The organism is Geodermatophilus sp. SYSU D00698 (assembly GCF_054050335.1).
The window spans coordinates 1-23,843 of the sequence record NZ_JBJGZD010000022.1; the positions used below are offsets into that span (position 1 = coordinate 1).

Below are 23,843 nucleotides of genomic sequence, written 5' to 3' on the forward strand. Positions count from 1 at the left end.
GAGCGCGTCCTCGCCGTGGCCCGCGACCGCTTCGTGGACCGGCCCTACGACGAGGTCCGCATCGCCGAGGTCGCCGCGACCGCGGGCGTGACCCAGCAGACGCTGCTCAACCACTTCCGGTCGAAGGAGGGGTTGTTCCTCGCCGTCGCCGAGGTGCTGCGGCCCGAGGTCGAGGCGCTGCGCGGCCGGGTGGTCCCCGGGGACGTCCCCGGGTTCGTCCGCGGGCTGATGCGCCAGTACGAGGCGCTCGGCGACGCCAACGTCCGCCACGAGGCGGTGGCCGAGCGCATCGCCCACCACGCCGAGGCCGTGGCGGGCGCCCGCGCCCCCCCCCCCCCCCCCCCCGCCCCCCGCCCCCCCCCCCCCCCGCCACCCCCCGCCCGCCCGCCCCCCCCCCCCCCCGCCCGCCCCCCCCCCCCCCCCCGGACGGGGACGCGTGTGCGCGGCGCTCCCGCGGGGCACGGGGGCGCCGTCCGGACCGGGAGGGGGCCGCGTGCACGCGCTGGTGACCAACGACGACGGGATCGACAGCCCGGGGGTGCACCTGCTGGCCCGCGTGGCGGCGGAGGCGGGCCTGGAGGTGACGCTGGCCGCGCCCGACCAGGACCACAGCGGGTCCAGCGCGTCGATGACCGCGCTGCTGCACGGCAACCGGCTGGCGGTCCGGGAGCGCCGGCTGCCCGGCGTGGGCGCCGTCCGCGCCCTCGCCGTCGGGGCCTCCCCCGCGCTCATCGCCTTCGCCGGGGCGCGCGGCGCGTTCGGGCCGCGGCCGGACGTCGTGCTCTCCGGCGTCAACCGGGGCCCCAACACCGGGACGGCGGTCCTGCACTCGGGCACCGTGGGCGCCGCGCTGACCGGCACCCTGCACGGGCTCCCCGGGCTGGCGGTGTCCCTGGCCGGCAGCGCCGACCCGGCCGCGGAGCACGCGTGGGACACCGCCGAGGAGGTCACCCGCCGGGCGCTGCGCTGGACCCTCGGGCTCGCGCCGGGACCGGTGGTGGTCAACGTCAACGTCCCCGACGTCCCGCCGGAGCGGCTGCGCGGGCTGCGCCCTGCCCGGCTGGCGGCCTTCGGCGCGGTGCAGGTCGAGGTCGGCGAGACCGGCGAGGACTTCGTGGCGCTCACCTTCCGCGAGACCCCCGACGGGCCGGCCCCGGGCACCGACGACGCCCTGCTGCGGGAGGGGTGGGCCACGGTGACCCTGCTGCGGCCGCCCGCCGAGGCGCCCGGGGCGGACTACCCCGGGCTCGACGGCGCCTGAGCCTCCCCGAGCGCTGCGGCCGCGGCGACCGGGTCGTCGGCGCCGGTGGGCGGAGCCACCCACGACCGCCGTGCCGGGGGTCCGCTCGCCCCCCACTGACGATCCCCCGGTCAGGCGGTGCGGTCGTCGTCGTCGTAGGGGACGTCCGCCTCCTGCTCCAGCACGTCGGCCTCGTTGGCGTCGACGTCGCCGACCGGGCGCAGCGGGCCGGCCGAGCCCGGCGCGGTCGACAGCTGCTGCTCCAGCGCGTCGGCCTCGTTGGCGTCGAGGTCGCCGACCGGTCCCGCGTCGCCGGCCCCGGCGGGGGCCACGGGCTCGAGGAGGGCCTCCTGCTCGGCGCGGTCGGCGTCGGTGGCGGAACCGGGATCGGTCACGTCGTCCTCCCTCGGGTGCGGATCGGGTCGCCGTCCATCCTGCCGCCCGTCCCCCGCGGCGGCAGTCCGGGGACCGGCGCCCGGGTGACCGGCAGGTGTCCACCGTGGCAACATCGGGCGGGTGAACGCCGCCGACTGGGAGTACGCGCCGCTGCGGATCCCCCCGGGCACGTCCCGTTCCGCAGCGGCGACCATGTTGAGCCTCCAATCCGACGTCGGCGGGTGGGAGCTGGCCCGCCTCCAGCTGCACGCGGACGGCACCCGCAAGGTCGTCCTGCGGCGCCGGGCGCGGCTGTCCTACCTGCCGATGCCGGTCACCTGACGCCGACTCCCGTTTGAGTCGACGTCAAGAACTCGCTTGACCACAGGTCAAACGAGGGCCACGCTCTGCCTGTGACGCAGAGCACGTCGGGGGCGCGGGCGGGAGCCGTCGAGCGCACCCGGGAGCGCGTCCTCGCCGTGGCCCGCGACCGCTTCGTGGACCGGCCCTACGACGAGGTCCGCATCGCCGAGGTCGCCGCGACCGCGGGCGTGACCCAGCAGACGCTGCTCAACCACTTCCGGTCCAAGGAGGGGTTGTTCCTCGCCGTCGCCGAGGTGCTGCGGCCCGAGGTCGAGGCGCTGCGCGGCCGGGTGGTCCCCGGGGACGTCCCCGGGTTCGTCCGCGGGCTGATGCGCCAGTACGAGGCGCTCGGCGACGCCAACGTCCGCCTCGAGGCGGTGGCCGAGCGCATCGCCGACCTCGCCGAGGCGGTCGCGCGCGCCCGCGCCCACCACCGCGCGCTGCTCGAGCAGGCCTTCGCCGCGGACCTGCCGGACGAGCCGCGGGCGCGCCGCCGCGCCCTGGCCGCGCTCTACGCGGTCACCGACGTCCACACGTGGAAGCTCCTGCGCCGCGACCTCGGTCACTCCCGCGCCGAGACCACGGCGGTCCTCACCCACCTGCTCCGGGCCGCCCTCGCGACGGCCCCGTCCTGAGGAGGCGTGCCGTGCACGTCCAGGTCGCGCTGTGGGACGGCGGCGGCACCGTGCCGGCAGAGGTGGGGGTCGTCCGGCGGCTGGTGTCCCGGGGCCACTCGGTCAGCGTCCTGGGCGATCCCACGCTGGAGCCCCAGGTCCGCGCGGCCGGCGCCGCGTTCCACCCCTGGCGGCAGGCGCCGCACCGCCGGTCCGCGGCCGACCGGGACCTGGTCGACGACACGGCCTGCCGGACGCCGCTGCAGGTGCTCGACCGGCTGCTCACCCGGGTCGTCACCGGCCCCGCCGCCGCCTACGCCGCCGAGGTGCGGGCGGCGCTGGCGGCGCGGCCCGTCGACGTGCTCGTGGCCAGCGGGGTGCTTCTGGGTGCGCTGGCGGCCGCGGAGGCCTCGGGGACCCCGTCCGTGGCGCTCTGCCCCAACGCCTACAACCGGCCCACGCCGGACCTGCCGCCGTTCGGGTCGGGCCTGCCCCCGGCGCGCGGGCCCCTGGGCCGGGCGCGCGACCGGTCGCTGGACCCCCTGGTCCGGCGCGCGTGGAACCGGGGCCTCCCCGACCTCGACGCCGCCCGCGCCGGGCTCGGCCTGGCCCCGCTGCGCGACGTGTGGGAGCAGTGGGACCGCGCCGCGCGGGTCCTCGTGCTCACCTCCGCGGCCTTCGACCTGCCCGCGCGGCTGCCGCCGAACGTGCGGCACGTCGGGCCGGTGCTCGACGACCCGGTCTGGGCGGCGCCGGTCGAGCCGCCGCCCGGGGACGGGCCGCTGGTGGTCGCGGGGTTCTCCAGCACCTACCAGGCCCAGGAGGACGTGCTCCGTCGCGTCGGGGTCGCCCTCGGGCGCCTGCCGGTGCGCGCCGTCGTCACCACCGGCCCGATGGTGGACCCCGCATGCGTCCCGCGGACCGGTGGTGTCGTGGTGGTGCGCTCGGCGGCCCACGCCCCGCTGTTCGCGGCCGCCGACGCCGTCGTCACGCACGCCGGGCACGGGACGCTGCTGAAGGCCCTCGCGGCCGGCGTCCCCGCGCTGTGCCTGCCCATGGGCCGCGACCAGCGGGACAACGTCGTCCGGGCCCGGCGGCACGGTGCGGTCCTGAACCTCCGGCCGGGCGCCCCACCCGACCGGATCGCGGCCGCCGTGCGGCGGCTGCTCGCCGACCCCCGCTACCGGCGCGGCGCCCGGTCGCTCGGCGCCCGGATCCGCGCCGACGCCGCCGGCTCCCCGCTGGTCGACGAGATCGAGCGCAGCGCCGGGACCGGCACCTCCGACGACCGGCGCACGCCGGCCTGATCCCCCACCCACCGGAGGACGCCATGTCCACCACCGCCCTGGCCCCGCAGCGACCCGCCCCCGGCCGGCTCCGCCTCCCCGGTCAGGCCGACGCGCCGGACGGCCCGGTCGACCTCACCCTCATGTGGGTGATGCACCACGGCTTCCGCCGTGACCTCGCCGCCTTCGGCCGCGCGGTCGAGCGGACGCCGCTCGAGGACCGCCGGACGTGGGAGCTGCTGCGCCGGCGCTGGGAGTACTTCGCCGCGACCCTCCACCACCACCACACCGCCGAGGACGCCGGGCTGTGGCCGCTGCTGCTCGAGCGGACCGCCGCGGCCGGGGACGCGGAGGGCCGGGCGACCCTGGAGGCGATGGCGGCGGAGCACGCCGCGATCGACCCGCTGCTCGGGGAGTGCTCGCGGGGCTTCGCGCGGCTGGCGGGCGTGGCCGACGGGCCCGCGCGGGAGGCGCTGGCCGCGGCCGTCAGGTCCGCCCACGTCCACGTCGACCGGCACCTGGCCCACGAGGAGCGCGACGGCATGCGGGTGCTGCAGGACCACCTGCAGCCGGCCGACTGGGAGTGGGTCGGCGCCCGGTTCTTCGACACCGCGTACACCACCCCGCGGCTGCTGGAACTGGTCGCCTGGGTCCTGCACGAGATGCCCCCGGAGGGCGTGGCCGCCCTGGAGCGGCAGGAGCGCGGCCGGGCCCTCGTGGCCGTCTGGCGCCTCGCCCTGCGGCGCCCGTTCCGGCGGCGGGAGCGGGCGGCCTTCCGCCACGCCTGACCCCGGTGCGCCGGGCGGTCCACGGCCGCCCGGCGCGGCCGGTCAGGGGACGAGCACGACCTTGCCGACGGTGCCGCGGTCGGCCAGCGCGGCCAGCGCCTGCGGCGCCCGGTCCAGCGGCAGGACCTGGCCGACGAGCGGGTCGATCGCGCCCGCGGTGACCAGCCGGACCAGCTCGTCGTGGGTCTGCCCGATCACGGCCGGGTCCTTCTTCTTGTACAGGCCCCAGTGCAGGCCGACGACGCTGTAGTTCTTGACCAGCGCGTGGTTGGCGGGCGCCTCGGGGATCCGCCCGCTGGTGAACCCGACGACGACCAGCCGGCCCTCGAAGGCGATGCACCTCCGTGACCTGTCGAACACGTCGCCGCCGACCGGGTCGTAGACGACGTCGGCACCCTCGCCGCCGGTGAGCTCCTTGACGACGGGGACGAAGTCCTCGGCCGTGTAGTCGACGACGTGGTCGGCGCCGAGCTCGCGGCACACCTCGACCTTGTGCGCGCCGCCGGCGGTGGCGATGACCTTCGCGCCGGCGGCCTTGCCGAGCTGGATTGCCGCCGACCCGACGCCGCCCGCGCCGGCGTGCACCAGCAGCCACTCCCCCGCCTGCAGCTGCGCCCGGCGGTGCAGGCCGACGTGGCCGGTCTGGTAGGTGATCCACAGCGCCGCGGCCTTCTCGTCGGACAGGGTGTCCGGCACCGGCCAGGCGTCGCGGGCGTCCATCAGCGCGTACTCGGCGAAGGCGCCGGGGCCGCCGGCCGGCGGGCCGATCACCCGCCGGCCGTCCTCGGTCTCCCCGCACAGCTCCATGCCGGGCGTGTAGGGCAGCGGCGGGCGCTCCTGGTACCTCCCCTGCGCCATGAGCACGTCGGGGAAGTTCAGCGCCGCCGCGCGGACCCGGACCTTGATCTGGCCCTCGGCCGGGGTCGGCTCCTCGACGTCCTCCAGCCGCATGACCTCCGAGGGGTCGCCGAGCTCGTGTACCCGCCATGCACGCATGCGCCCGACCCTGCCACGGGCCGGGGAACGCCGGTCACCGGCCCCCGGCAGGAGCGGTCAGAGCATGGACGGCGGCCGCAGCGCCTCCGGGACGACGGCGGTCTCGCCGGTCGCGGTCTTCGCGCTCGGCACGCCCTTGAACCTGTAGGGCACCGTGCCGACGCCGGGCTGGATGACGTACGCGGCGCCGGGCTCGCCCAACGTCCAGGCCATGACCATCGCGTCGGCGACCTCGGCGGCGGGGATGACCGGGAAGTCCGCGGCCTCGAACTCGTGGCGGATGCGGTCGATGATCGCGGTGTCGGCGAAGCCGGGGCAGATCGCGGTGATGGTGATGCCCTCGCGGGTCAGCCGCGGCGCCATCGACCGGACGAACGCGATCGCGCCGCCCTTGGCCACGCTGTAGCCGGGGTCGGTGGGCATCGGCGACAGGCCCGCCAGCGACGCCGTCACCACGATCGCCCCGCCGCCGGCCCGCTTGATCGCCGGGCGCGCGGCCTGCACGCCGTAGACGACGCCGAACAGGTCGATGTCGACCACGCGCATGAACTCGTCGAGGTCGAGGGCGTCGTCGCTCTTGGCGGCGGAGATGCCGGCGTTGAGGTAGGCGGCGTCGAGCCGGCCGTGCTCGGCCTCCACCTGCGCGACGACGGCCTCGTTGGCGGCGCGGTCGGTGACGTCGAGGGCGACGAAGTGCGCGCCGAGCTCCTCGGCCACCGACCGGTTGCGCTCGGAGTCGAGGTCGGCGGCGACGACGGTGACGTCCCGCTCGCGCAGCTTCTGCGTGAGGGCGCGGCCGAAGCCGCCGGTCCCTCCGGTGATCAGCGCGACGGAACCGGGGCCGGGAGGTGTGGGAGAGGTCACCCCGGCATCACACCACGGCGGCCGGGACGCCGAGCGCGAGGTCGACGGCGGCGGTCGCGTGCAGCCGGGCCGAGGGCAGGAGGGGCACCGCGGAGTCGTCCGGGCCCAGCAGCAGCTCGAGCTCGGTGCAGCCCAGCGCCACCGCCTGCGCCCCGCGCTCGGCGAGCCGGGCCACCACGGCGCGCAGCCCGGCGCGGGTGCCGTCGGAGAGCACGCCGCGGCACAGCTCGCCGAAGATCGCGGCGTCGACGCGCGCGACGTCGTCGTCCGGCGGGGTGAGCACCGTCAGCCCCCGTGCCGCCAGGCGGTCCCGGTAGAACGGCTCGCGCACCGTGCCGGCTGCGCCGAGCAGGCCGACCACCGGCCCGGGCGCGGCCGCGGCCACCGCGTCGGCGATGTGCAGGAACGGCACCGTCAGGGCGGCCTCCACCGCCGGGGCCACCTTGTGCATGTAGTTCGTGCACAGCAGCACGAGGTCGGCGCCGGCGTCCTCCAGCGCCCGCGCCTCGGCGGCGAGCAGGGCCGCGGCGTCGTCCCACCGGTCCTCCACCTGGCAGGCGCGCACGGCGCGGAAGTCGAGGCTGCGCACCAGCAGCGAGGCGCTGGCCAGCCCGCCGAGCCGGTCGCGGACCGCCTCGTTGGTCACCCGGTAGTACAGCGCGGTCGACTCCCAGCTCATGCCGCCCAGCAGTCCGATCGTCCTCATGCGGTCAGGCTCCCCGGCGCCGAGCTCCCCGACCAGGTCGCGGGGTCGACCGGTCGACCCAAGCGCTGCTTTCATGTCGGCGTGGACTCCCGCCGGCTGCTGGTCTTCCGCGAGGTGGCGCACGCCGGTTCGCTCGCCGGCGCCGCCCGCGCCCTGGGCTGGACCCAGCCGGCGGTGAGCCAGCAGGTCCGGCGGCTGGAGGCCGAGACCGGGACCCCGCTGGTGGTGCGGGAGGGGCGCGGGGTGGCGCTCACCGAGGCCGGCCGGCGGCTGCTGCGCCACGCGGAGGCGATCGCCGACCGGCTGGCCGCGGCCGAGCAGGACATGGCCGCGCTGACCGGGCTGGCCACCGGCGTCGTCCGGATCGCGGCCTTCCCGACCGCCGCCGCGGTGCTGGTCCCGCCGGCGCTGGCCGCGCTCCGGGACCGGGCGCCGGCCCTGGAGGTCCACTTCACCGAGCTGGAGCCGCCGGAGGCCGAGGCGGCGGTGCGCGAGGGCGCCGCCGACCTGGCCGTGGTCTTCCGGCACGAGGACGACGGGGAGGACGTCCCCGGCGACCTGCTGCGCGAGCCGCTGTCCCGCCACGCGGTGCAGGCGGTCGTGCCCGCCGGCCGGCCGGCGCCCGCCCTGCTGGCCGACCTGCGCGAGGAGCCGTGGATCGCCGGCTGCCCCCGCTGCCGCCGGCACCTGCTGCGCTGCGCGCGGCGCGCCGGGTTCTCCCCCGACGTCCGGTTCGCCACCGACGACCACGTCGTCGTGCAGCGGCTGGTCGCCCGCGGGCTCGGGGTGGCGCTGCTGCCGGCGTGGGCGCTGGCGATCAGCGCGCAGCCGGGCGTGGCCGCCGTCGACCTGCCCGACGTCGACGGGCGGGTGGTCGAGACCCTCGTCCGCCCCGACGCCCGGCGGGTGCCCGCGGTGGCCGCGGCGCTCGAGGCGCTGCGGGCCGCCCGCTGAACCGCGCTCAGACGCCGCGCAGGAAGCGGTCGAGCACCCGGACGCCGAAGCGCAGCGACTCCACCGGCACCCGCTCGTCGATGCCGTGGAACAGCGAGGCGAAGTCGAGGTCGGCGGGCAGCCGCAGCGGCGAGAAGCCGAAGCAGCGCATGCCCAGGCGCTCGAAGCTCTTGGCGTCGGTGCCGCCGCTCATCGTGAACGGCACCGGCCGCGCACCGTCGTCCTCGGCCTTCAGCGCCTCGACCATCATGTCGACCAGCGGGCCGTCGAACGTCGTCTCCACGGCCTGGTCGTGGACGATCCACTCGCGCTGGACGCCCTCGCCGACCAGGGAGGCCAGCTGGCGCTCGAACTCCTCCTCCTGGCCGTGCAGGAAGCGGCCGTCGACGGTGGCGCTCGCCGTCCCGGGGATGACGTTGGTCTTGTAGCCGGCGTCGAGCATCGTGGGGTTGGCGGTGTTGCGCAGCGCCGCGCCGATCATCCGGCTGATGCCGCCCAGCCGGGCCAGCGCCTCCTCCGGCTCGTCCGGGTCGATCTCGATGCCGTAGGCCTCCTCGACCGCGGCGAGGAACTGGCGCATCGGCGGGGTGAGCACGGTGGGCAGCCGGGTCGAGCCCAGCCGGGCGACGGCCTGGCACAGCCGGGTGACGGCGTTGTCGTCGTGGACGAACGAGCCGTGCCCGGGCCGGCCGCCGGCGGTCAGGCGCATCCACGCCAGGCCCTTCTCCGCCGTCTGGACCAGGTAGAGGCGCAGGTCGTCGCGGACGGTGATGGAGAAGCCGCCGACCTCGCTGATCGCCTCGGAGCAGTCGGCGAACAGGTCCGGGTGCTCGTCGACCAGCCAGCGCGCGCCGAGCCTGCCGCCGGCCTCCTCGTCGGCGACGAAGGCGAGGACGACGTCGCGCGGCGGCTGCACGCCGGTGCGGGCCCACTCGCGCACCAGCGCCAGGACCATCGCGTCCATGTCCTTCATGTCGACCGCGCCGCGGCCCCACACGTAGCCGTCGCGCTCCTCGCCGGAGAACGGGTGCACGCTCCACTCGGCGGGGTCCGCGGGGACGACGTCGAGGTGCCCGTGCACCAGCAGGGCGGGGCGGCTGCGGTCGGCGCCGGGGACGCGGGCGACGAGGCTGGCCCTCCCCCGCTCGGACTCCAGGACCTGCGAGGCGATGCCGACCTCGTCCAGCTTGCCGGCGACCCACTCGGCGGCCGTCCGCTCGCCGGCGCTGGTGGCGGTGTCGCCGGTGTTGGTCGTGTCGATCCGGATCAGCTCGCCGAGCAGCTCGGCGACCTCGGCCTGGGCCTGGACGGGACCTCGGTTCTCCACCCCGGCGACACTACGGGCCCGCCCCGGCCTCCGACGGGCACGGACGACCGGGCGATGCGACACGGCGGGGTACCCGTGCCGGGCTGCGGAGTGCGTCGGGTAGTCTTGGCCCCGCACTCGTCCGGGTGGCGGAATGGCAGACGCGCTAGCTTGAGGTGCTAGTGCCCTTTATCGGGCGTGGGGGTTCAAGTCCCCCCTCGGACACCGCACCGCCCCGGTGTTCCTGCAGGTCAGGAACCCGGGGCGTCTCCGTGTTCGGGCCTGGGATGCCCCAGTGACGGGCCGCTGCCCGGTCCGCCGTCGAGCAGTGCGGCACCTGGGTCCGCGCACTCCGCGGACCGCACCACCGGGAACCGACGGTCGACAGGTGGGACCGTGGAGCGCGCCCGTGCCCGCCCGCAGCAGTGGGACCGCGACGAGCGGGACGACGGGACGCTCCCGGACCGACATGTCGGACGCCGACGTGGCGTGGAGCCCGGACCGGAGGCGGACCGCCGACACGGGCAGCCAGTTCGACCGAGGCGGCCGGGAACGGGCGCCTGCGCGCGCTCACCTGTCGGACGATCGGCCCGCCGCCGATCCCCCGGTACCCTGGGGATCCGGTCAGCGGGTCACAGGAGGACGACACCTCATGCCCTTCGCGCCGCGCCGCCGTCACCCGCCGGCTGACCTGCCGGACGAGCAGCAGCGGACCGACCGGGCGTCGTCCCGGCGCACGTCGCGGCCGGTGGCCGACGACCCGCTCGCGCGGTACGGCGATCCGTGGCCAGGACCTCCGCCGTCCGACCCGTGGGCTGCGCCCCCTCCCCGGTCCCGACCGTGGCCGCCGCCACCGCCGCCCGGTCCCGGGACCACGCCTCCGCACCAGCGCCGTCGGCCGGGCACCCGGCCGGCAGCGGACGAGGTCCCACCCCGGGAGGACCCGAAGCGCGAACGGCGTCGTCGCCTGCGCCGCCGCACCGCCCGCGTCCTGGTGACCGCCTTCCTGCTCCAGGCGCTGGTCCTGGTGTCGCTGCGCTGGATCGACCCGCCGACGACGGCGTTCATGCTGGCCAACGACCGGGGCGCCATCCAGCAGTCGGTGCCGGTCGAGCACGTGTCGCGCAACTTCCTCGCCGCCGTCATCGCGCACGAGGACCAGCCGCTCCCCTACCGCGACGGTGCCTTCACCTGGGACGAGCTGTCCGGCCGCGCCGAGGCGCACCTGCGCGGGGAGGAGGACCCGTCCGGGTCGACGATCCCGCAGCAGGTGGCGAAGAACCTCTTCCTGAACCAGGAGATGAGTGCCTGGCGCAAGGCCGTCGAGGCCGGCCTGTCGATGGAGCTGGCGCTGGTCCTCGACGACCGCCGCATGCTCGAGCTGTACGTCAACCACGCCCAGCTCGGTCCGCAGGTCTACGGCATCTGCGCGGCCAGCTGGTACTACTTCGACACCCCTCCGTCCACGCTGTCCGTGGACCAGGCCGTCCAGCTGGTCGGGCTCCTGCCGTCTCCGGGACACGTCCAGCGCGCCCCGGGCGGCGGGCTCGACTTCGACGTGGACGACGGCCTCGGCTGGCTGTCGCGTTCGCACGTCGTCAACGCACAGAACCGGGTGCCGCGGCACATCGCCGAGAAGGGCTTCCAGCCGGTCGAGGACGCCGGCGTCGAGGGGCTCGCCCAGGACCAGCCGGACACCGACGACGACTGCTCGCAGATGCCCGACGACGTCGCCGAGCTCATCGCCGCGGAAGGCAGTCGATGAGACCCCGTCCCGGCAACGGTTCCTCCCTCGCCGTGGCGCGGACCGCCACCGCACGCGGCCGACGAGGACGGCCCCCGGACCGCCGGGCACGATCCGCGGCGCGGGTCGACTCCGGCTGCCCGGCTGCCCCTGGCCAGGGGACACCGACGACGCCGCTGGCACCCGCGACGCCGTAGCGCTGGTCCGACCCGGCGGGCACGGCCTCACCGCACAGCAGCTGCCGTCCGGTGAGGCCGGCTTCCCTGGAGGAGCGACGTCCAGCCCATCCGGGCTCGGCGCTCCCTCCGGCCGGCCGGACGGGGACGGAGGTGGCCGGTCCGGCCCGGAGCAGCACAACCGCACTCCCCGGCCGGCGTGCGCAGGCCCGGAGCGTCTCACTGCGGGACCTCGGACCGTCCGTGCCCGACGTGCCGGAAGGTCTGCCCTGTGGGCGGCCGAGGAGACGGCGACCGAGCGATCCGCGTGGTCGCCGCCCGTCTGCGCAGTGCGCTCTGGCCCATCCCGGTCATGGGCGTCCTGCTGACGGTCGGTTGCGGCATCGGGCGTGGCGACAGCTGCCGTGTGCGGGTCCAGCGCCGGTGTCGGTCGGGGCGGACGTCGTCGCCGAGCCCCACGGCGTCGCCGCGAGGCGGGCTCATCCTCGCCGGCCGCACTGGTGGACGGCCGGGACACCGTCGGCGTCCACGTCCCGCGTCTCGGCCTCGGCGATGCGCCGGTAGCGACGGTCGCGCAGCCGGAGCAGCACGGTGGCCAGCAGCGCCGCGAGCAGGGTGCCGGCCAGCACGCCCACCTTGACGTGCTCGTCGCGGAGTGTGTCGGCGCCGAAGGCCAGCTCGCCGATCAGCAGCGAGACGGTGAACCCGATGCCGGCCAGCAGCGACAGCCCGACGACGTCGGGCCAGCCGAGGTCGCGGTCGAGCTCGGCGCGGGTGAACCGGGCGACCAGCCAGGTGGCCCCGGTGATGCCGACCACCTTGCCGACGACCAGGCCGACGATGATGCCGACCGCGACGCTGTCGGTGAGCGCCGCGCCCAGCCCGGACAGCCCGCCGACGGTGACCCCGGCGGAGAAGAACGCGAACACCGGCACCGCGACGCCGGCCGAGAGCGGGCGGAACCGGTGCTCGAAGTGCTCGGCCAACCCGGGGCCGGCATCCGGTCCGCCGGCGGCCCGGCTGCGCACCACCGGCACGGTGAACGCCAGCAGCACGCCGGCGACGGTGGCGTGCACCCCGGACTCGTGCACCAGCACCCAGGTCACGACGGCCACCGGCAACAGCAGCCACCACGAGCGGATCCGCTTCTGCACCAGGACTCCGAAGACAGTCAGCGGGATCAGGGCCAGCAGCAGCGGCGTGACCGCCAGCGCGGAGGTGTAGAAGATCGCGATGATCGTGATCGCCAGCAGGTCGTCGACGACGGCGAGGGTGAGCAGGAAGGTGCGCAGCGCCGCGGGCAGGTGCGTGCCGATCACGGCGAGGACGGCGAGTGCGAAGGCGATGTCGGTGGCGGTCGGGATCGCCCACCCGGCCAGCGCCCCGCCGCCGGCGCCGGCGTCGATCGCCCAGTACAGCAGCGCCGGCACGGCCATGCCGCCGACCGCGGCGGCGACCGGCAGGGCGGCCCGGCGCGGGTCGCGCAGGTCGCCGGCGACGAACTCGCGCTTGAGCTCCAGCCCGGCGACGAAGAAGAAGATCGCCAGCAGCCCGTCGGCGGCCCAGGTGCCCGACGTGAGGTCCAGGTGCAGGGCGGCCGGGCCGACCCGGGTGTCGCGCAGCGTCTCGTAGGCCGCCGACCAGGGGCTGTTGGCCCAGGCCAGAGCGAGGACGGCGCCGCTGATGAGCAGGATGCCGCCGACGGTCTCCTTGCGCAGGATGCCGGCGATGCGGCGGGTCTCGGGCCACGAGCCGCGGTCGAACAGCCGGAACGAGGTGGGGGCAGGGGCGGACACGAGATCAACTCCGAAGAGGCGGTGGGGTCGGCGGCGAGCTCGCCGACCGGACTTCCCGGCACACCTGCCCTCGGAGGTACCGGGCCAGGCCGTCCGGGCCTGGGTCGGCTCGGCCGGTCAGGACCCGGCGGGCGCAGCGGTGGCATCCCGCCACCGCCGGCACCCGGCGGTGAGCCGGAGCGCGGGGACCCGACCGGTCCGGGCCCTCACGGGGCGGTGTCCCGGTCGCCGCTCAGGTACTGCTCGGGAGCGTCGTCGTCGCCGGTTCGCAGCCACCGGGCCACTCCCGCCGGATCCCGGCGCGTCATCTCCTCGAGCAGGACGGTGCGCACCAGGAGGCCCCGGGCCCGGCGGTCCGGGTCCGCGGCCGTCCGGACGAGTTCGCCGGTCGACCGCCAATCCCGCATCAGCACCGAGGTCGGCAGGGCACGCAGGAGCCGCTGCAGCTCCTCGACGTCCACCTCCGCCTCGTCGTCCCGGCCGGCGGAGCCGAGGGACCGGGTGATCCAGGCCTCGGCCAGGAGGCAGCTCAGGAACAGCAGGACGAGCCCGGCGACCGTTCCGGCGTCGCCCAGCTGCGCCAGGCCGGCGAGGCACGGCACGACGAGGGACGCTCCCGCTCCGGCGAGGACCGCTCTGCGCTTGGCCGACGGGGCCTTCGGAAAGGCCGGGTCCATGAGGCCGACCAGGCCGGCCACGAAGAGCCCGAAGGCCGGCGTCACCGCCAGGACGACGTAGGCAGGTGCGCTCAGCGCCCCGACGAGCGCGCAGCAGACCGCTCCCACGAGGAGCACGCCGTGGCAGATCCGGAGGGTCGGGGGCCACAGGGAGCGGGAGAGCCGGCGCGCGGCGCCGCTCCGTGCGCGCGGGACCGAGGACACGCCGGCGCCTGCGGTCACAACCGGCCGCGGGACGCCCCCGGGGGCATCCGTCGGCGGGCGGCCAGCCGGTCGTGGACGACCAGCACGATCACCGCCCCGCTCACCGAGCCGACGAGCCCGGCGGGACCGAAGCCGCGGTCGCGCAGCCCGCCGGTGAGGAGGCCGAGCAGCAGTCCGCCGACGACCGATCCGGCGACCCCCAGCAGGATCGTGGCCGGCCATCCCATCGAGTCCCTGCCGGGCACGATGGCGCGGGCGAGCAGCCCCGCCACCAGCCCGACGACGAGCAACCAGAGCAGTGAGAACACGCCTACCTCCGGTGAGGACGGGGAGTCGGTGAGGCGCTCCGCCGGACCCCGGCAGACGGTCGGCGGGCTCGCCCGACCCGGCCGGTTGCCGCCTGCGCGCGCCTGGTGAGGTCGAGCAGGACCTCGTCGACCGCTGGTGAGGTGTCCGTGAGGACCACGTCGGCCGTGAGGACCGGGGCCAGGGCGCGCTGATCGGTCCGGGAGACACCGTGCAGGTCAACCACGATCGGTTGCCCGACCTGCTCGCGCACGTGGTCGAGCACCGCCGCCAGGAGGGCGTGACCGTGGCCCTCCAGGGCGCCGACGACGGACACCACCGGAGGCCGCGGGTCGGTGTCGACGTACACGGTCAGGTCGCCCTCACGTCCGGCACCGTCGCCGGTGGTCGGATCGGCGGGCTCGACCTGCGCTGCGAGCGCCACGTCGCCGGGCGCGGGAGCGTCGGGGATCGGGTGCAGGGCAGGTCGGGATCGCATGGCCAGGAGGCTAGGAACCGGTCCCCCTGGCCGGCAGCGCCCGCCTGCGGACGAGTTGGGAACCGCCGATTGCCGGGTCCCGGCAATCGGAGGGTCAGTCGGCGACGAGCGGGCGACGCGGCCAGTCGAGCAGCCGGGCCCCGGTCACGGCGACGTGCAGGGCGAGCCGGTGCTCCGCGTCACCTGCTGTGTGGCCGGTGAGCTCCGCGACGCGCTGCAACCGGTAGGTGACGGCACGGACGCTCAGGTGCAGTCGGCGCGCCGCCTCGGCCGTGTTGCCGCCGCTGGCGAACCAGGCCTCCACCGTGCGGAGCAGCGGCTCCGCTCCGCCCCGCGCGGTCGCCAGCGGGCCCAGGACAGCCTCGACGAGGTCGGCCATCGCGGCCTCGTCGCGGACGAGGACCCGGTAGACGAGCAGGTCACGGGCGTGGGCGACCCGCTGCGGGAGGGACAGGCGCTCGGCCAGGTCGATGGCCTCCAGCGCCTCGCGGTACGAGCGCCGGACCCCTCCCGGGCCGGGGTGGACGCGGCCGACCCCGACCCGCCAGTCGGGGCGGCGGGTCAGCCGGGCCGCGGCCCGACCGACCAGCTCCGCCAGGTCGGACCCGTCCGGCCCCGGAGGGTGGCCACCGGCCCTCGGGGAGAGCGAGAACACGCACACCAGCTGCCCGTCCTTCGCGGCGGTGAGCAGCCCGCGGTCCCCGAAGCGGGAGCGGACGTCGTCGGTCAACCCGCCGGTCAGCTGCATCCCCGAGTCGACCGGCCGGTCGGTGGCCGCGACTGCGACGAAGTGTGGAGCGGTCAGAGTGAGCCCGAACGGTCCGGCACGCTCCACCAGTGATCCGACGTCGGCGTGACCGCTGAGAAGGTCCTCGACGAACTCCCGCCGCAACGCCTCCTCGCGCCGCACCACCTGGCGCTGGGCCTCGACGTACCCAGCGGCCAGTGCTGCCAGAGCGGTGTCCGCGGCCCGCCACACCGCCTCACCGAGGCTGATCAAGTCAGGAGGCCGCAGCGGTCTGCGCCGGACCTCCGCCACCAGGTCCGGGAGACGGGGCCACAGGCGCCGGGAGGCCGTCATGTAGATGTCCACGAGGGCCGGCAGCGCCAGACCGGTGGCCGCTGCCTCCCCGCCGAGGCGTCGGCACGCCGCCTCCTCGTCCCGGCTCAGCCGACGACCGGTGCACGCCACCGCCCAGAGAGCGGTCAGGTAGCCGTCCAGGAGCGCGGCCGGCATCCCGTGCTCGCCGGCCGACGCGGCGGCGACCTGCGCCACCACGGCGTCCACGGCCCGGGGGTGGGGTCCGGTCCCACCGGAGGCGGTCGTGGTCACGGCCATCAACTCCGGCGGTCGGGGTCGGCTGAGGAACCGCCGACCAGACTTCCCGGCACACCTGGACGAGATGGTACGGAGCCCGGCCACCTCGGCGCGAGACCGCGGCCGACGGCCTGGCACGACCACCGGTGCACCAGCTCCACGTTCGGGCGGTCCCGTCCGTGTCCCTGCTCTGCGAGGACCCGTTCCTGGTCCGGGTCGCCTTCGACCGGGTGGTGTGCGGGGGTCCCCGGTGCACACCTCCTCGCACACCGCCACGGCCGACGTCCAGGTCGCCGGGGTCGTCCTCCTCGACGGCCGCGAGATCCTGAGGTCCTGACCGCGGCCGACCGCGACCCGCCGCTGGACCGACCCCGACCACCTCGACCTGTCCCGCGATCCGTCTGGCCACTCCCGCGCAGCGCCCTCGTGCTGCTGTCCACCCGGCACGTCGCCCTCGCGCAGGCCTGGGTCGATGCCCTCCTCACCCGGCACGCCACCGACCTCGTGCCCCGGATCGCCGCGGTGCTCGACCTCGAACACCTCGGTGCCCTGCCCGGTCGGGTCGACCGGCAGCGGGCCGACCGTCCGGCACCCGAGTACGGGTTCGGCTGCTCCTTCGCCGGCCCCACCGTCATCGCCGCCGCCCGGACCGCGACGGTGCGTGCTGCGGTGACCGGGGCCCGGGTGCTGCGGCCGCTCGTCCTCGACACGACCGGTCGCTCCCCGAGGACTGTCCTGGCCGGGCGACGGGTGCCCGTTCCGGCACGGCGCCGGGCTGCCGACGGCCCACTGGCATCGAGCACGACGGAGGTCGACACCGCCGACCACCACCGTCAGGACGCTTCGTTCGAGCCCCGACGTGGAGCAACTGGCGTCCGCGTGAGTCGTCACCGGCTCGGTGCGAACAGGTGACGACTCCACACGCACCGGGCAGCCCGACGTGAGGGACTCACTCCTGATCCGCCGCTGCACCCGACGTGGCCGCCGAGACGGTCGCGCTCGCCGGCGGCCGGATCCCGGCGCAGGCCGGGACCGCGGTGCTGGCCCAGGCCACCCGCTCCCCCGAGCGGCTTCTCCCACTCCTGCGCTGACCCGCGGCGGTTCCAGGACGGGGCTTCCCTTCCGGTCCTGTGACGTGTACAACCGTACGGACATCTTGTACGCACAACTGACGACGCAGAGCTGCGCCCCGAGGAGTGCTCCATGAGTTCCGCCACCTCCGGCACCGAGCGGTCCCGAGTGCCGCTGTTCGCCACGATGAACCGGATCCCCGGTGGGCTGATGCTCATCCCGCTGGTCCTCGGTTCGGTGCTCGGCACCTTCGCCCCGGGCGCCCTGGGCATCGGCAGCTTCACCACCGCGCTGTTCCAGGACAGCGCCCTGCCGCTCATCGCCCTGCTCATCTTCGCCACCGGCACCCAGGTCACGTTCCGCACCGGCGGCCCGGTGCTCGCCCACACCGGCGTCGTCCTGCTGTTCAAGAGCCTGATCCCGGCCGGCCTGATCGTGCTGCTGGGGCTGGTCGTGGGCATCGACGGCTTCTGGGGGTTGTCGATCCTCGGACTGCTGGCCGCCTTCGACAACAGCAACGGCGGGCTGTGGCTCGCCTTCACCGGCAAGTACGGCGACAACCGCGACCGCGGCGCCTACCTCGCCTCGGCCATCAACGACGGCCCGTTCTTCACGCTGCTGTTCCTGGGCGCCTCCGGCCTCGGCGACATCCCGGTGCTCACGCTGGTCGCGGCGCTGGTGCCGTTCCTGCTGGGCGCGCTCGTGGGCAACCTCGACCCGCAGTGGCGCGAGGTGCTGCGCCCGGTGCCGAACATCGTCATCCCCTTCTTCGCCTTCGCCCTGGGCACCGGCATCGACCTGGGCGCGGTGGTCACCGGCGGCATCGGCGGCATCGCGATCGGCGTCGCCGTCGTCCTGATCACCGGCTCGCTGGTCTACGTCGGGTACCGCTTCGTGCTGCGCCGCGGCCGCAAGGCCGGCATCGGCTTCGCTGCCGCCACCACGGCCGGCAACGCCATCGCCACCCCCGGCATCGTCGCGGCCGCCGACCCCCGCTTCGCCGAGTACGTCGGGACGGCGACCGCGCAGGTGGCCGCCTCCGCCCTGGTCACGGCCGTCCTCGCGCCGATCGTCGCCTCGTTCGTGCTCAAGCGCGCCGGCGGGCTGACCAGCGAGGACGAGCTGGAGGTCCCGGTCGCCACCGTCATGGCGCCCGACGCGGACGCACCCGGCCCCGACGGGAGGACGACGGGGGACGGCCGGTGACCCGCATCGGCGTCGTCGCCGACGACCTGACCGGCGCCACCGACACGTCGGTGCAGTTCGCCCGCCAGGGCTGGCCCACGCTGCTGCGCCTGCGGCCCGGTACCGACCGGCTCCCGGCCGACGCGGTGCTGGCCGAGTGCACCGACGCCCGGGCCCTGGCCGAGGAGGCCGCCCCGGCGACCGGCGCCGCCGTCACCCGGCTGCACGGATCGGGTGCCGGGCGGCTCTACGTCAAGGTCGACTCCACGATGCGCGGCTCGGTCGCCGCCCAGGTGCGCGGCGCGCTGGAGAGCTGGTCCGCGGTGCGCCCGGCCGCCTTCGCCGTCGTCTGCCCCGCCTACCCGGCGATGGACCGCGTCGTCGCCGACGGCCTCGCGCTGGCCGGCGGGCAGCTCCTGGAGGAGGGCCCGGCCGGGCGCGACCCCGTCACCCCCGTGACCACCTCCCGGCTGGCCGAGCTGCTGCCCGGCTCCGTGCACGTCCCCCAGCCGGCCGACGGCGACCCGTCCGCGCTGGCCGCGGCGCTCGCCGCGGCGGGCCGCACGGCACGGGTGGTCACCGTCGATGCCCGCGCCGACGCCGACCTCGCCCGCCTCGCCGACGCCGTCGACCGGGTCGGCCCCGACGCGGTGCCGGCCGGCTCGGCCGGGCTGGCCGGGGCCCTGGCCGTCCGGTGGCGCCCCGCGACGGCGGCCGCCCCCGGCGGCGCCCCGCCGTCCGGCGGGAGGCCGGCGGTGGTCCTGGTCACCTCGCTGCACCGGACCGCCCGCGAGCAGGAGGCCCGGCTGCGCGAGGTGTACGCCGGCGACCTGCTCCACCTGGCGCCGGCCACGGCCGACCTGGCCGACGAGGCGGCATGGGCGGCCTGGGTCGAGGGCGCCGTCCCCTCCGGCCCGGTGCCGGGCCTGACCGTCGTCACTGCCCCGGAGGAGCGCGCCCCCGGTGCGCGCGCCGAGGCGGTCGCCGCCTCGTTGGCCGGGCTGGTCGCCCGGCTGCACGCGCACCGGCCGTACGGCCGGGTCGTGGTCACCGGCGGCGACGGCGCCCGGGCACTGGTGGACCGGTGGGGGTGCACCGGCATCGAGGTGCTCGGCGCCGTCACCGAGGGCGTGCCGCACGGCCGGCTGGTCGGCGGGGACGTCGACGGTCTGCCCGTCACCACGAAGGCCGGCGGCTTCGGCGACCCGGACACGCTGGTCCGCGCCGTCTCGCCGACCGGACGAGCCTGAACACGTACGAGGAGAGAACAGCCATGGACAAGCCCACGCTCGCCGTCACGATCGGCGACGTCGCCGGCATCGGCCCGGAGATCACCGCCAAAGCCCTGCTCGGGCACGAGGACCTGCGCACCGAGTGCGTGCCCGTGGTCGTCGGTGACGTCGGCGCGGTGCGCCGGGCCGTGCAGGCCATCGGCGGCGACCCCGCCGTCGTCCGGCAGGTCGAGGACCCGCGCGCGGCCGCCAACGAACCCGGCACCGTCGAGGTCGTGCAGGTCGGCGACCCGATGCCCGAGGTCCCGCTCGGCCGGCTCAGCGAGGTCGCCGGCGACGGCTCCTACCGCTTCGTCGTCGCCGCCTGCGACCTGGCCAGGTCCGGAGCGGTCGACGGCATCGTGACCGCGCCGCTGAACAAGGCGGCGATGCACTCGGCCGGCCACGCCTGGCCCGGCCACACCGAGCTGCTCGCGCACGAGTTCGGCGTGGAGAACTTCAGCCTGGTGCTGTCGGCCGGCGACCTCTACCTGTTCCACCTGACCACGCACGTGTCGCTGCGGCAGGCCATCGAGGCGGTGACTCCGGAGCGCACCCAGGCGGTGCTCCGGCTGGCCGGCGCCTTCACCCGCGCGCTGGGCAAGCCCGACGCCGAGGTGGCGCTGGCCGGGCTCAACCCGCACGCCGGGGAGAACCGGATCTTCGGCGACGAGGACGCCGACGTGCTGGCACCGGCGGTCGAGGCCGTGCGCGCCGACGGCGTCAACGCCGTGGGTCCGCTGCCGGCCGACGCCCTGATCCCGGCGGCGGTCAAGGGGAAGTACGAGATGGTCGTCGTCTGCTACCACGACCAGGGGCACGCGCCGTTCAAGGCGGTCTACGGCGACGACGGCGTCAACATCACCGTCGGCCTGCCGGTGGTGCGGGTGTCGGTGGACCACGGCACCGCCTTCGACATCGCCGGCCAGGGCATCGCCCGCGAGGGCAGCCTGGTGCTGTCCTGCCGGCGGGCGGCTGCGCTCGCCCAGGGTTGGGACCAGGTCTGGCAGACCGCGCAGGCCTCGGCCGCCCAGCTCGGCGCCTAGGCTCGGCACCCGTGCCGGGTCTCGACCGGGCCGCTGGGCGGCCGCTGCACGTGCAGGTGGCCGACGCGCTGCGCGCGCAGATCCGCGACCACCGCCTGCCGCCGGGGTCCGCCCTGGACAGCGAGGTCGCCCTGCAGGAGCGGTTCGGGGTGGCCAGGTCGGTGGTCCGCCAGGCGCTGTCGACCCTGGTGGCCGAGGGCCTGGTCGAACGCAGCCGCGGGCGGGGCAGCGTGGTGGCGCCCGCGCGGCAGCACCACCGGCTGGTGCAGCGCGCCAGCGGGCTCTACACCCAGATGGCCGCCGAGGGTCTCGAGGTCACCACCGAGGTGCTGTCGCTCGGCGAGGAGCCGGCCTCCTCCGCGCAGGACCGCTGGCTGGGTGGAGGCCGGGTGCTGCGGTTGGAGCGGCTGCGGCGGGTGGACGGACGGCCGCTGGCCCGCATCCGCACCGCCCTGCCGCTCCCCCGCTGCGCGGGGCTGACCGCCGAGGAGCTCACCGACGCCTCGCTGCACGAGGTGCTCACCCGGCGCCTCGGCGCCCGGCCGACCGGCGGACGGCGGCAGGTGCGCGCGGTGGCTGCCGACACCGACCTCGCCCGGGAGCTGGAGACGCGGCCGGGCGCTCCCCTGCTGCTGCTCGAGGGCCAGACCCAGGACCAGGACGGCCGGCCGCTCGAGGTCTTCGCCACCTGGCACCGCGCCGAGGACATCGCCTTCGACGTCGACCTGGAGGCCGGGCCGGTGGGTCCGCCCAGCCCGGCGCTGCCCTCTCCCCCGTCTGACAGGGACGGGCTGCGGGAGGCCGCCGAGCAGGCCCAGCAGCTGGCCGACCGCCTCCACGAGCTGGCCGACCGCGCCGGCCCGCGGCCCGTGTCACCAGCTCTCGGTTGAGGTCGGGACGATTCGGGCCGTCCGCGCCGCACCCCGCTCCTGACCACGTCCACGAAGCCGCGCACACCGCGCTGCGTCCGCACCGAGACAGCAGCCGGTGGGCGATCGCCCACCGGGGCGGCGTTGAGGTCCCCCCTCGGACACGGCGCCGCCCCGGTGTCAACGACGCCTCGTGACACCGGTGTGGGACGTCGCGGGGTCGGTCAGCCCCGCAGCAGGGCGGCGAAGCGGTCGGCGGCCTGCCGGCCAGGCCGGGTGCAGATGCCGGTGGACGGTGAGCGCGATGGTGCGTTCGCGTGCTGCAGCCGCTCCCGGCCCGGTTGCGCCGGTGCCCCTGGGACGGCGGGCAGCGCCTGCGGTCGGCCAGCCCCGACTTCGGCCGGGAGAGCACCAGCTCTGGGTGCCGGCGCGGGTACCGAACTCCCGCGCGGCCGAATAGCGTTCCGGCTGCACGCCGACGACGTCGTGCCGCACCCCTCGACCCCGGGAGCTGGTTCCGGTGCCGGCAGAGACGGCCGTCGTACGGGTTCTCGTGCTCGACGAGCAGGAGGTGGTCCGCCGCGGCGTGATCCAGGTGCTCGAGGGCGACGCCGGGCTCGCCGTCGTCGCCGAGGCTGCCTCGGTCGACCAGGCGGTGGTCCGCGGCCGGGCCGTGCGCCCGGACGTGGCGGTGATGGGGATGCGCCTGCCCGACGGCACCGGGGCGGAGGCCTGCACCCGGCTGCGCGCGGACGTCCCCGGGGTGCGGTGCCTGGTGCTCAGCCAGTACGCCGACCCGGAGACGGTGGCAGCAGCCGTGCGGGCGGGGGTGTCGGGATACCTGGTCAAGCACGTGCGGGGTCCGGCGCTGCAGGCGGCCGTGCGCCGGGTGGCGGCGGGCGGCACCGTGTTCGCCCCCGAGGTCACCGCGGTGCTCGACGCCGACGGCGGCGCCGGGCGGCCGGATCCGCTGGCCGACCTCACCGAGCGGGAGCGTGCCGTGCTGCAGCTGATCGGGGACGGGCTCACCAACCGCCAGATCGGCAACCGGCTGGGTCTGGCGGAGAAGACCGTGAAGAACTACGTCAGCAACCTGCTGCCCAAACTGGGCCTGCAACGCCGCACCCAGGTCGCCGTCCTGGTCACGCGTCTGCGGAGCCGTCAGGCCGACGGGATCCTGCCGTCCCCCGACGACACGACTCCCTCGCGCATCACACCGAGCGGGTAGTGCCCGGCCGGCGGCCTCACCTCGGACGACGGGGCGAGCCCGCCGAGCCGTCCGTGCAGGAGCGGACCGGCCGCGACGCCCGTCGCGCCTGCGGCAGTGGGGCACGCCGCCCGGCCTGCGACACGGCGACCAGGTGTGCTGGACGTTGGCCGACGCCGCGGGGTCCTCCGCCGCCGTCACGGACACCGGAGCCGACCTCGCCCAGCACGATCAGGAGGACGGAGAGCCGTTCACCGTCCCTGTACGGGGCGGACGGCGCATCAGCCAGGTGCGCGGACCCCCGTCGGGCAGGTCGACGGCGTCGACCACCGCGAAGCCGAGGCGGCGGTAGAAGCGCACGTTGGGCTCCGCGCTGGTCTCCAGGTGCACCGGCAGCCCCTCGCGGTCGGACCACGCGAGTCCGGGGGCCAGGGTCGCGGCACCGAGGCCCCGCCCCTGCCGACGCCGCGCGACGCCGAGGCTGGCGAGGGCCACGTGCGGCTCGTCGAGGCGGCGTCCGGCGAGCACCGCCTCGGCCTCGGCCGCGGCCGCTGCCCGGTCCCCCGCCAGCTCGGTGGTCGCCGGACCGACCCGTGCCCACGCGTCCGCGGGTACCGCGGTGCCGCGGATCCAGACCGCGACGCTCACGAGCCCGTCCGCCGTCTCGCCGAGGTCGACCCGGCCGAAGGGCACCGCGACGGCGGAGAGGTCGAGGCGGAACAGCGTCCTCAGCCGCCCGCCGTGGTCGTCGGCGTCGACCGTCCACCGGGTCCAGGGGTAGTCGGTGAACGCGTCGGCGAGCACCACGGCGGCGGCCGGGACGTCGTCGGGTGTCGCCGGGCGCACGTGCACGGTCATCCGTTCCTCTCTCGGTGAGCGGGGCCCGTCCGGTCCTCCGGTCCTGCCGTGCGCACGGTCCGCGGCCGACGCGACGGCCCCGGCGTCGTCAGCAGCCGCTCCGTCGGCGAGCCGCTGGACCGGCAGCCGGTCGCGCCTGCCGATC

At 76.4% G+C, this 23,843-nt stretch carries 23 protein-coding genes, 1 tRNA gene and 1 pseudogene; 14 read left to right on the top strand and 11 right to left on the bottom strand.

Annotated elements, in window-relative coordinates:
- Nucleotides 1-33 precede the first annotated feature (33 nt).
- Nucleotides 34-87 (top strand): annotated as a pseudogene (locus ACI8AB_RS18000) (hypothetical protein); the annotation flags it as partial.
- Nucleotides 88-493: 406 nt separating this feature from the next.
- Entirely contained in the window at nucleotides 494-1,261 is a 768-nt protein-coding gene (gene surE, locus ACI8AB_RS18005) for a 5'/3'-nucleotidase SurE (RefSeq protein WP_456951238.1), read from the top strand.
- Between the two features lie 110 nt (nucleotides 1,262-1,371).
- Here the strand turns inward: surE and ACI8AB_RS18010 are convergent, their stop codons facing one another.
- Nucleotides 1,372-1,635, bottom strand: coding sequence for a hypothetical protein (locus ACI8AB_RS18010; protein ID WP_456951239.1), 264 nt, complete (start codon nucleotides 1,633-1,635; stop codon nucleotides 1,372-1,374).
- 121 nt (nucleotides 1,636-1,756) lie between these two features.
- Between ACI8AB_RS18010 and ACI8AB_RS18015 the strand changes: the two genes are divergently transcribed.
- The 4 genes from ACI8AB_RS18015 (at nucleotide 1,757) to ACI8AB_RS18030 (ending at nucleotide 4,666) form a co-directional block, all read left to right on the top strand.
- On the top strand, nucleotides 1,757-1,957 hold the full coding sequence (locus ACI8AB_RS18015) for a DUF5703 family protein (protein ID WP_387989578.1): 201 nt from the start codon (nucleotides 1,757-1,759) through the stop codon (nucleotides 1,955-1,957).
- Nucleotides 1,958-2,028: 71 nt separating this feature from the next.
- The gene (locus ACI8AB_RS18020; RefSeq protein ID WP_387989576.1) at nucleotides 2,029-2,613 is read left to right on the top strand and encodes a TetR/AcrR family transcriptional regulator; all 585 of its coding nucleotides are present in this window, start codon (nucleotides 2,029-2,031) and stop codon (nucleotides 2,611-2,613) included.
- 11 nt (nucleotides 2,614-2,624) lie between these two features.
- Nucleotides 2,625-3,899: a nucleotide disphospho-sugar-binding domain-containing protein gene (locus ACI8AB_RS18025; protein WP_456951240.1), complete on the top strand. Its 1,275-nt coding sequence runs from the start codon at nucleotides 2,625-2,627 to the stop codon at nucleotides 3,897-3,899.
- A 23-nt stretch (nucleotides 3,900-3,922) separates the two neighbouring features.
- Nucleotides 3,923-4,666: a hemerythrin domain-containing protein gene (locus tag ACI8AB_RS18030; protein ID WP_456951241.1), complete on the top strand. Its 744-nt coding sequence runs from the start codon at nucleotides 3,923-3,925 to the stop codon at nucleotides 4,664-4,666.
- 42 nt (nucleotides 4,667-4,708) lie between these two features.
- Here the strand turns inward: ACI8AB_RS18030 and ACI8AB_RS18035 are convergent, their stop codons facing one another.
- From ACI8AB_RS18035 to ACI8AB_RS18045, 3 genes are read right to left on the bottom strand one after another with little or no spacing between them, the layout of a single operon-like run.
- Nucleotides 4,709-5,662: an NADPH:quinone oxidoreductase family protein gene (locus ACI8AB_RS18035; protein WP_456951242.1), complete on the bottom strand. Its 954-nt coding sequence runs from the start codon at nucleotides 5,660-5,662 to the stop codon at nucleotides 4,709-4,711.
- Nucleotides 5,663-5,719: 57 nt separating this feature from the next.
- Nucleotides 5,720-6,526 carry an SDR family oxidoreductase gene (locus tag ACI8AB_RS18040; protein WP_456951243.1) on the bottom strand — a complete coding sequence of 269 codons (807 nt, stop codon included), beginning with the start codon at nucleotides 6,524-6,526 and terminating at the stop codon, nucleotides 5,720-5,722.
- 7 nt (nucleotides 6,527-6,533) lie between these two features.
- Complete coding sequence (locus ACI8AB_RS18045; protein ID WP_456951244.1) at nucleotides 6,534-7,232, bottom strand: aspartate/glutamate racemase family protein; 699 nt, start codon at nucleotides 7,230-7,232, stop codon at nucleotides 6,534-6,536.
- A gap of 81 nt (nucleotides 7,233-7,313) precedes the next feature.
- On the opposite strand from ACI8AB_RS18045, the gene ACI8AB_RS18050 reads away from it, so the two are divergent.
- Nucleotides 7,314-8,186: a LysR family transcriptional regulator gene (locus ACI8AB_RS18050; protein ID WP_456951245.1), complete on the top strand. Its 873-nt coding sequence runs from the start codon at nucleotides 7,314-7,316 to the stop codon at nucleotides 8,184-8,186.
- Between the two features lie 7 nt (nucleotides 8,187-8,193).
- Here the strand turns inward: ACI8AB_RS18050 and ACI8AB_RS18055 are convergent, their stop codons facing one another.
- A complete protein-coding gene (locus tag ACI8AB_RS18055; protein WP_456951246.1) occupies nucleotides 8,194-9,513 on the bottom strand; it encodes a M20/M25/M40 family metallo-hydrolase in 1,320 nt (439 codons plus the stop codon).
- Nucleotides 9,514-9,632: 119 nt separating this feature from the next.
- Here ACI8AB_RS18055 and ACI8AB_RS18060 point away from each other — a divergent pair.
- Together ACI8AB_RS18060 and ACI8AB_RS18065 are read left to right on the top strand one after the other, a co-directional pair.
- A tRNA-Leu gene (locus tag ACI8AB_RS18060) sits at nucleotides 9,633-9,717 on the top strand.
- 769 nt (nucleotides 9,718-10,486) lie between these two features.
- Nucleotides 10,487-11,257, top strand: a complete 771-nt coding sequence (locus tag ACI8AB_RS18065; protein WP_456951247.1) for a transglycosylase domain-containing protein — start codon at nucleotides 10,487-10,489, stop codon at nucleotides 11,255-11,257.
- Between the two features lie 634 nt (nucleotides 11,258-11,891).
- On the opposite strand, the gene nhaA is transcribed toward ACI8AB_RS18065, so the two are convergent.
- The 5 genes from nhaA to ACI8AB_RS18090 all read right to left on the bottom strand — a co-directional run bounded on the left by nhaA (nucleotide 11,892) and on the right by ACI8AB_RS18090 (nucleotide 16,161).
- A complete protein-coding gene (gene nhaA, locus ACI8AB_RS18070) occupies nucleotides 11,892-13,208 on the bottom strand; it encodes a Na+/H+ antiporter NhaA (protein WP_456951248.1) in 1,317 nt (438 codons plus the stop codon).
- A gap of 206 nt (nucleotides 13,209-13,414) precedes the next feature.
- A complete protein-coding gene (locus ACI8AB_RS18075) occupies nucleotides 13,415-14,002 on the bottom strand; it encodes a hypothetical protein (RefSeq protein WP_456951249.1) in 588 nt (195 codons plus the stop codon).
- A 101-nt stretch (nucleotides 14,003-14,103) separates the two neighbouring features.
- A complete protein-coding gene (locus tag ACI8AB_RS18080; RefSeq protein WP_456951250.1) occupies nucleotides 14,104-14,397 on the bottom strand; it encodes a GlsB/YeaQ/YmgE family stress response membrane protein in 294 nt (97 codons plus the stop codon).
- Nucleotides 14,398-14,399: 2 nt separating this feature from the next.
- Nucleotides 14,400-14,744: a hypothetical protein gene (locus ACI8AB_RS18085; protein WP_456951251.1), complete on the bottom strand. Its 345-nt coding sequence runs from the start codon at nucleotides 14,742-14,744 to the stop codon at nucleotides 14,400-14,402.
- A gap of 223 nt (nucleotides 14,745-14,967) precedes the next feature.
- Nucleotides 14,968-16,161 (bottom strand): PucR family transcriptional regulator, encoded by a 1,194-nt coding sequence (locus tag ACI8AB_RS18090; RefSeq protein ID WP_456951252.1) that lies wholly within the window; start codon nucleotides 16,159-16,161, stop codon nucleotides 14,968-14,970.
- A gap of 1,233 nt (nucleotides 16,162-17,394) precedes the next feature.
- Between ACI8AB_RS18090 and ACI8AB_RS18095 the strand changes: the two genes are divergently transcribed.
- From ACI8AB_RS18095 to ACI8AB_RS18115, 5 genes are all read left to right on the top strand, one after another.
- Nucleotides 17,395-18,468, top strand: a complete 1,074-nt coding sequence (locus ACI8AB_RS18095; RefSeq protein WP_456951253.1) for a 2-keto-3-deoxygluconate permease — start codon at nucleotides 17,395-17,397, stop codon at nucleotides 18,466-18,468.
- Nucleotides 18,465-19,697 carry a four-carbon acid sugar kinase family protein gene (locus ACI8AB_RS18100; protein WP_456951254.1) on the top strand — a complete coding sequence of 411 codons (1,233 nt, stop codon included), beginning with the start codon at nucleotides 18,465-18,467 and terminating at the stop codon, nucleotides 19,695-19,697. The genes ACI8AB_RS18095 and ACI8AB_RS18100 overlap by 4 nt, the downstream gene beginning before the upstream one ends.
- A gap of 23 nt (nucleotides 19,698-19,720) precedes the next feature.
- Nucleotides 19,721-20,764, top strand: coding sequence for a 4-hydroxythreonine-4-phosphate dehydrogenase PdxA (pdxA, locus tag ACI8AB_RS18105; RefSeq protein ID WP_456951255.1), 1,044 nt, complete (start codon nucleotides 19,721-19,723; stop codon nucleotides 20,762-20,764).
- A gap of 11 nt (nucleotides 20,765-20,775) precedes the next feature.
- Nucleotides 20,776-21,654, top strand: a complete 879-nt coding sequence (locus ACI8AB_RS18110) for a GntR family transcriptional regulator (RefSeq protein ID WP_456951256.1) — start codon at nucleotides 20,776-20,778, stop codon at nucleotides 21,652-21,654.
- 499 nt (nucleotides 21,655-22,153) lie between these two features.
- Nucleotides 22,154-22,861, top strand: a complete 708-nt coding sequence (locus ACI8AB_RS18115) for a response regulator (protein ID WP_456951257.1) — start codon at nucleotides 22,154-22,156, stop codon at nucleotides 22,859-22,861.
- 210 nt (nucleotides 22,862-23,071) lie between these two features.
- Here the strand turns inward: ACI8AB_RS18115 and ACI8AB_RS18120 are convergent, their stop codons facing one another.
- Entirely contained in the window at nucleotides 23,072-23,698 is a 627-nt protein-coding gene (locus tag ACI8AB_RS18120) for a GNAT family N-acetyltransferase (protein ID WP_456951258.1), read from the bottom strand.
- Nucleotides 23,699-23,843 lie beyond the last annotated feature (145 nt).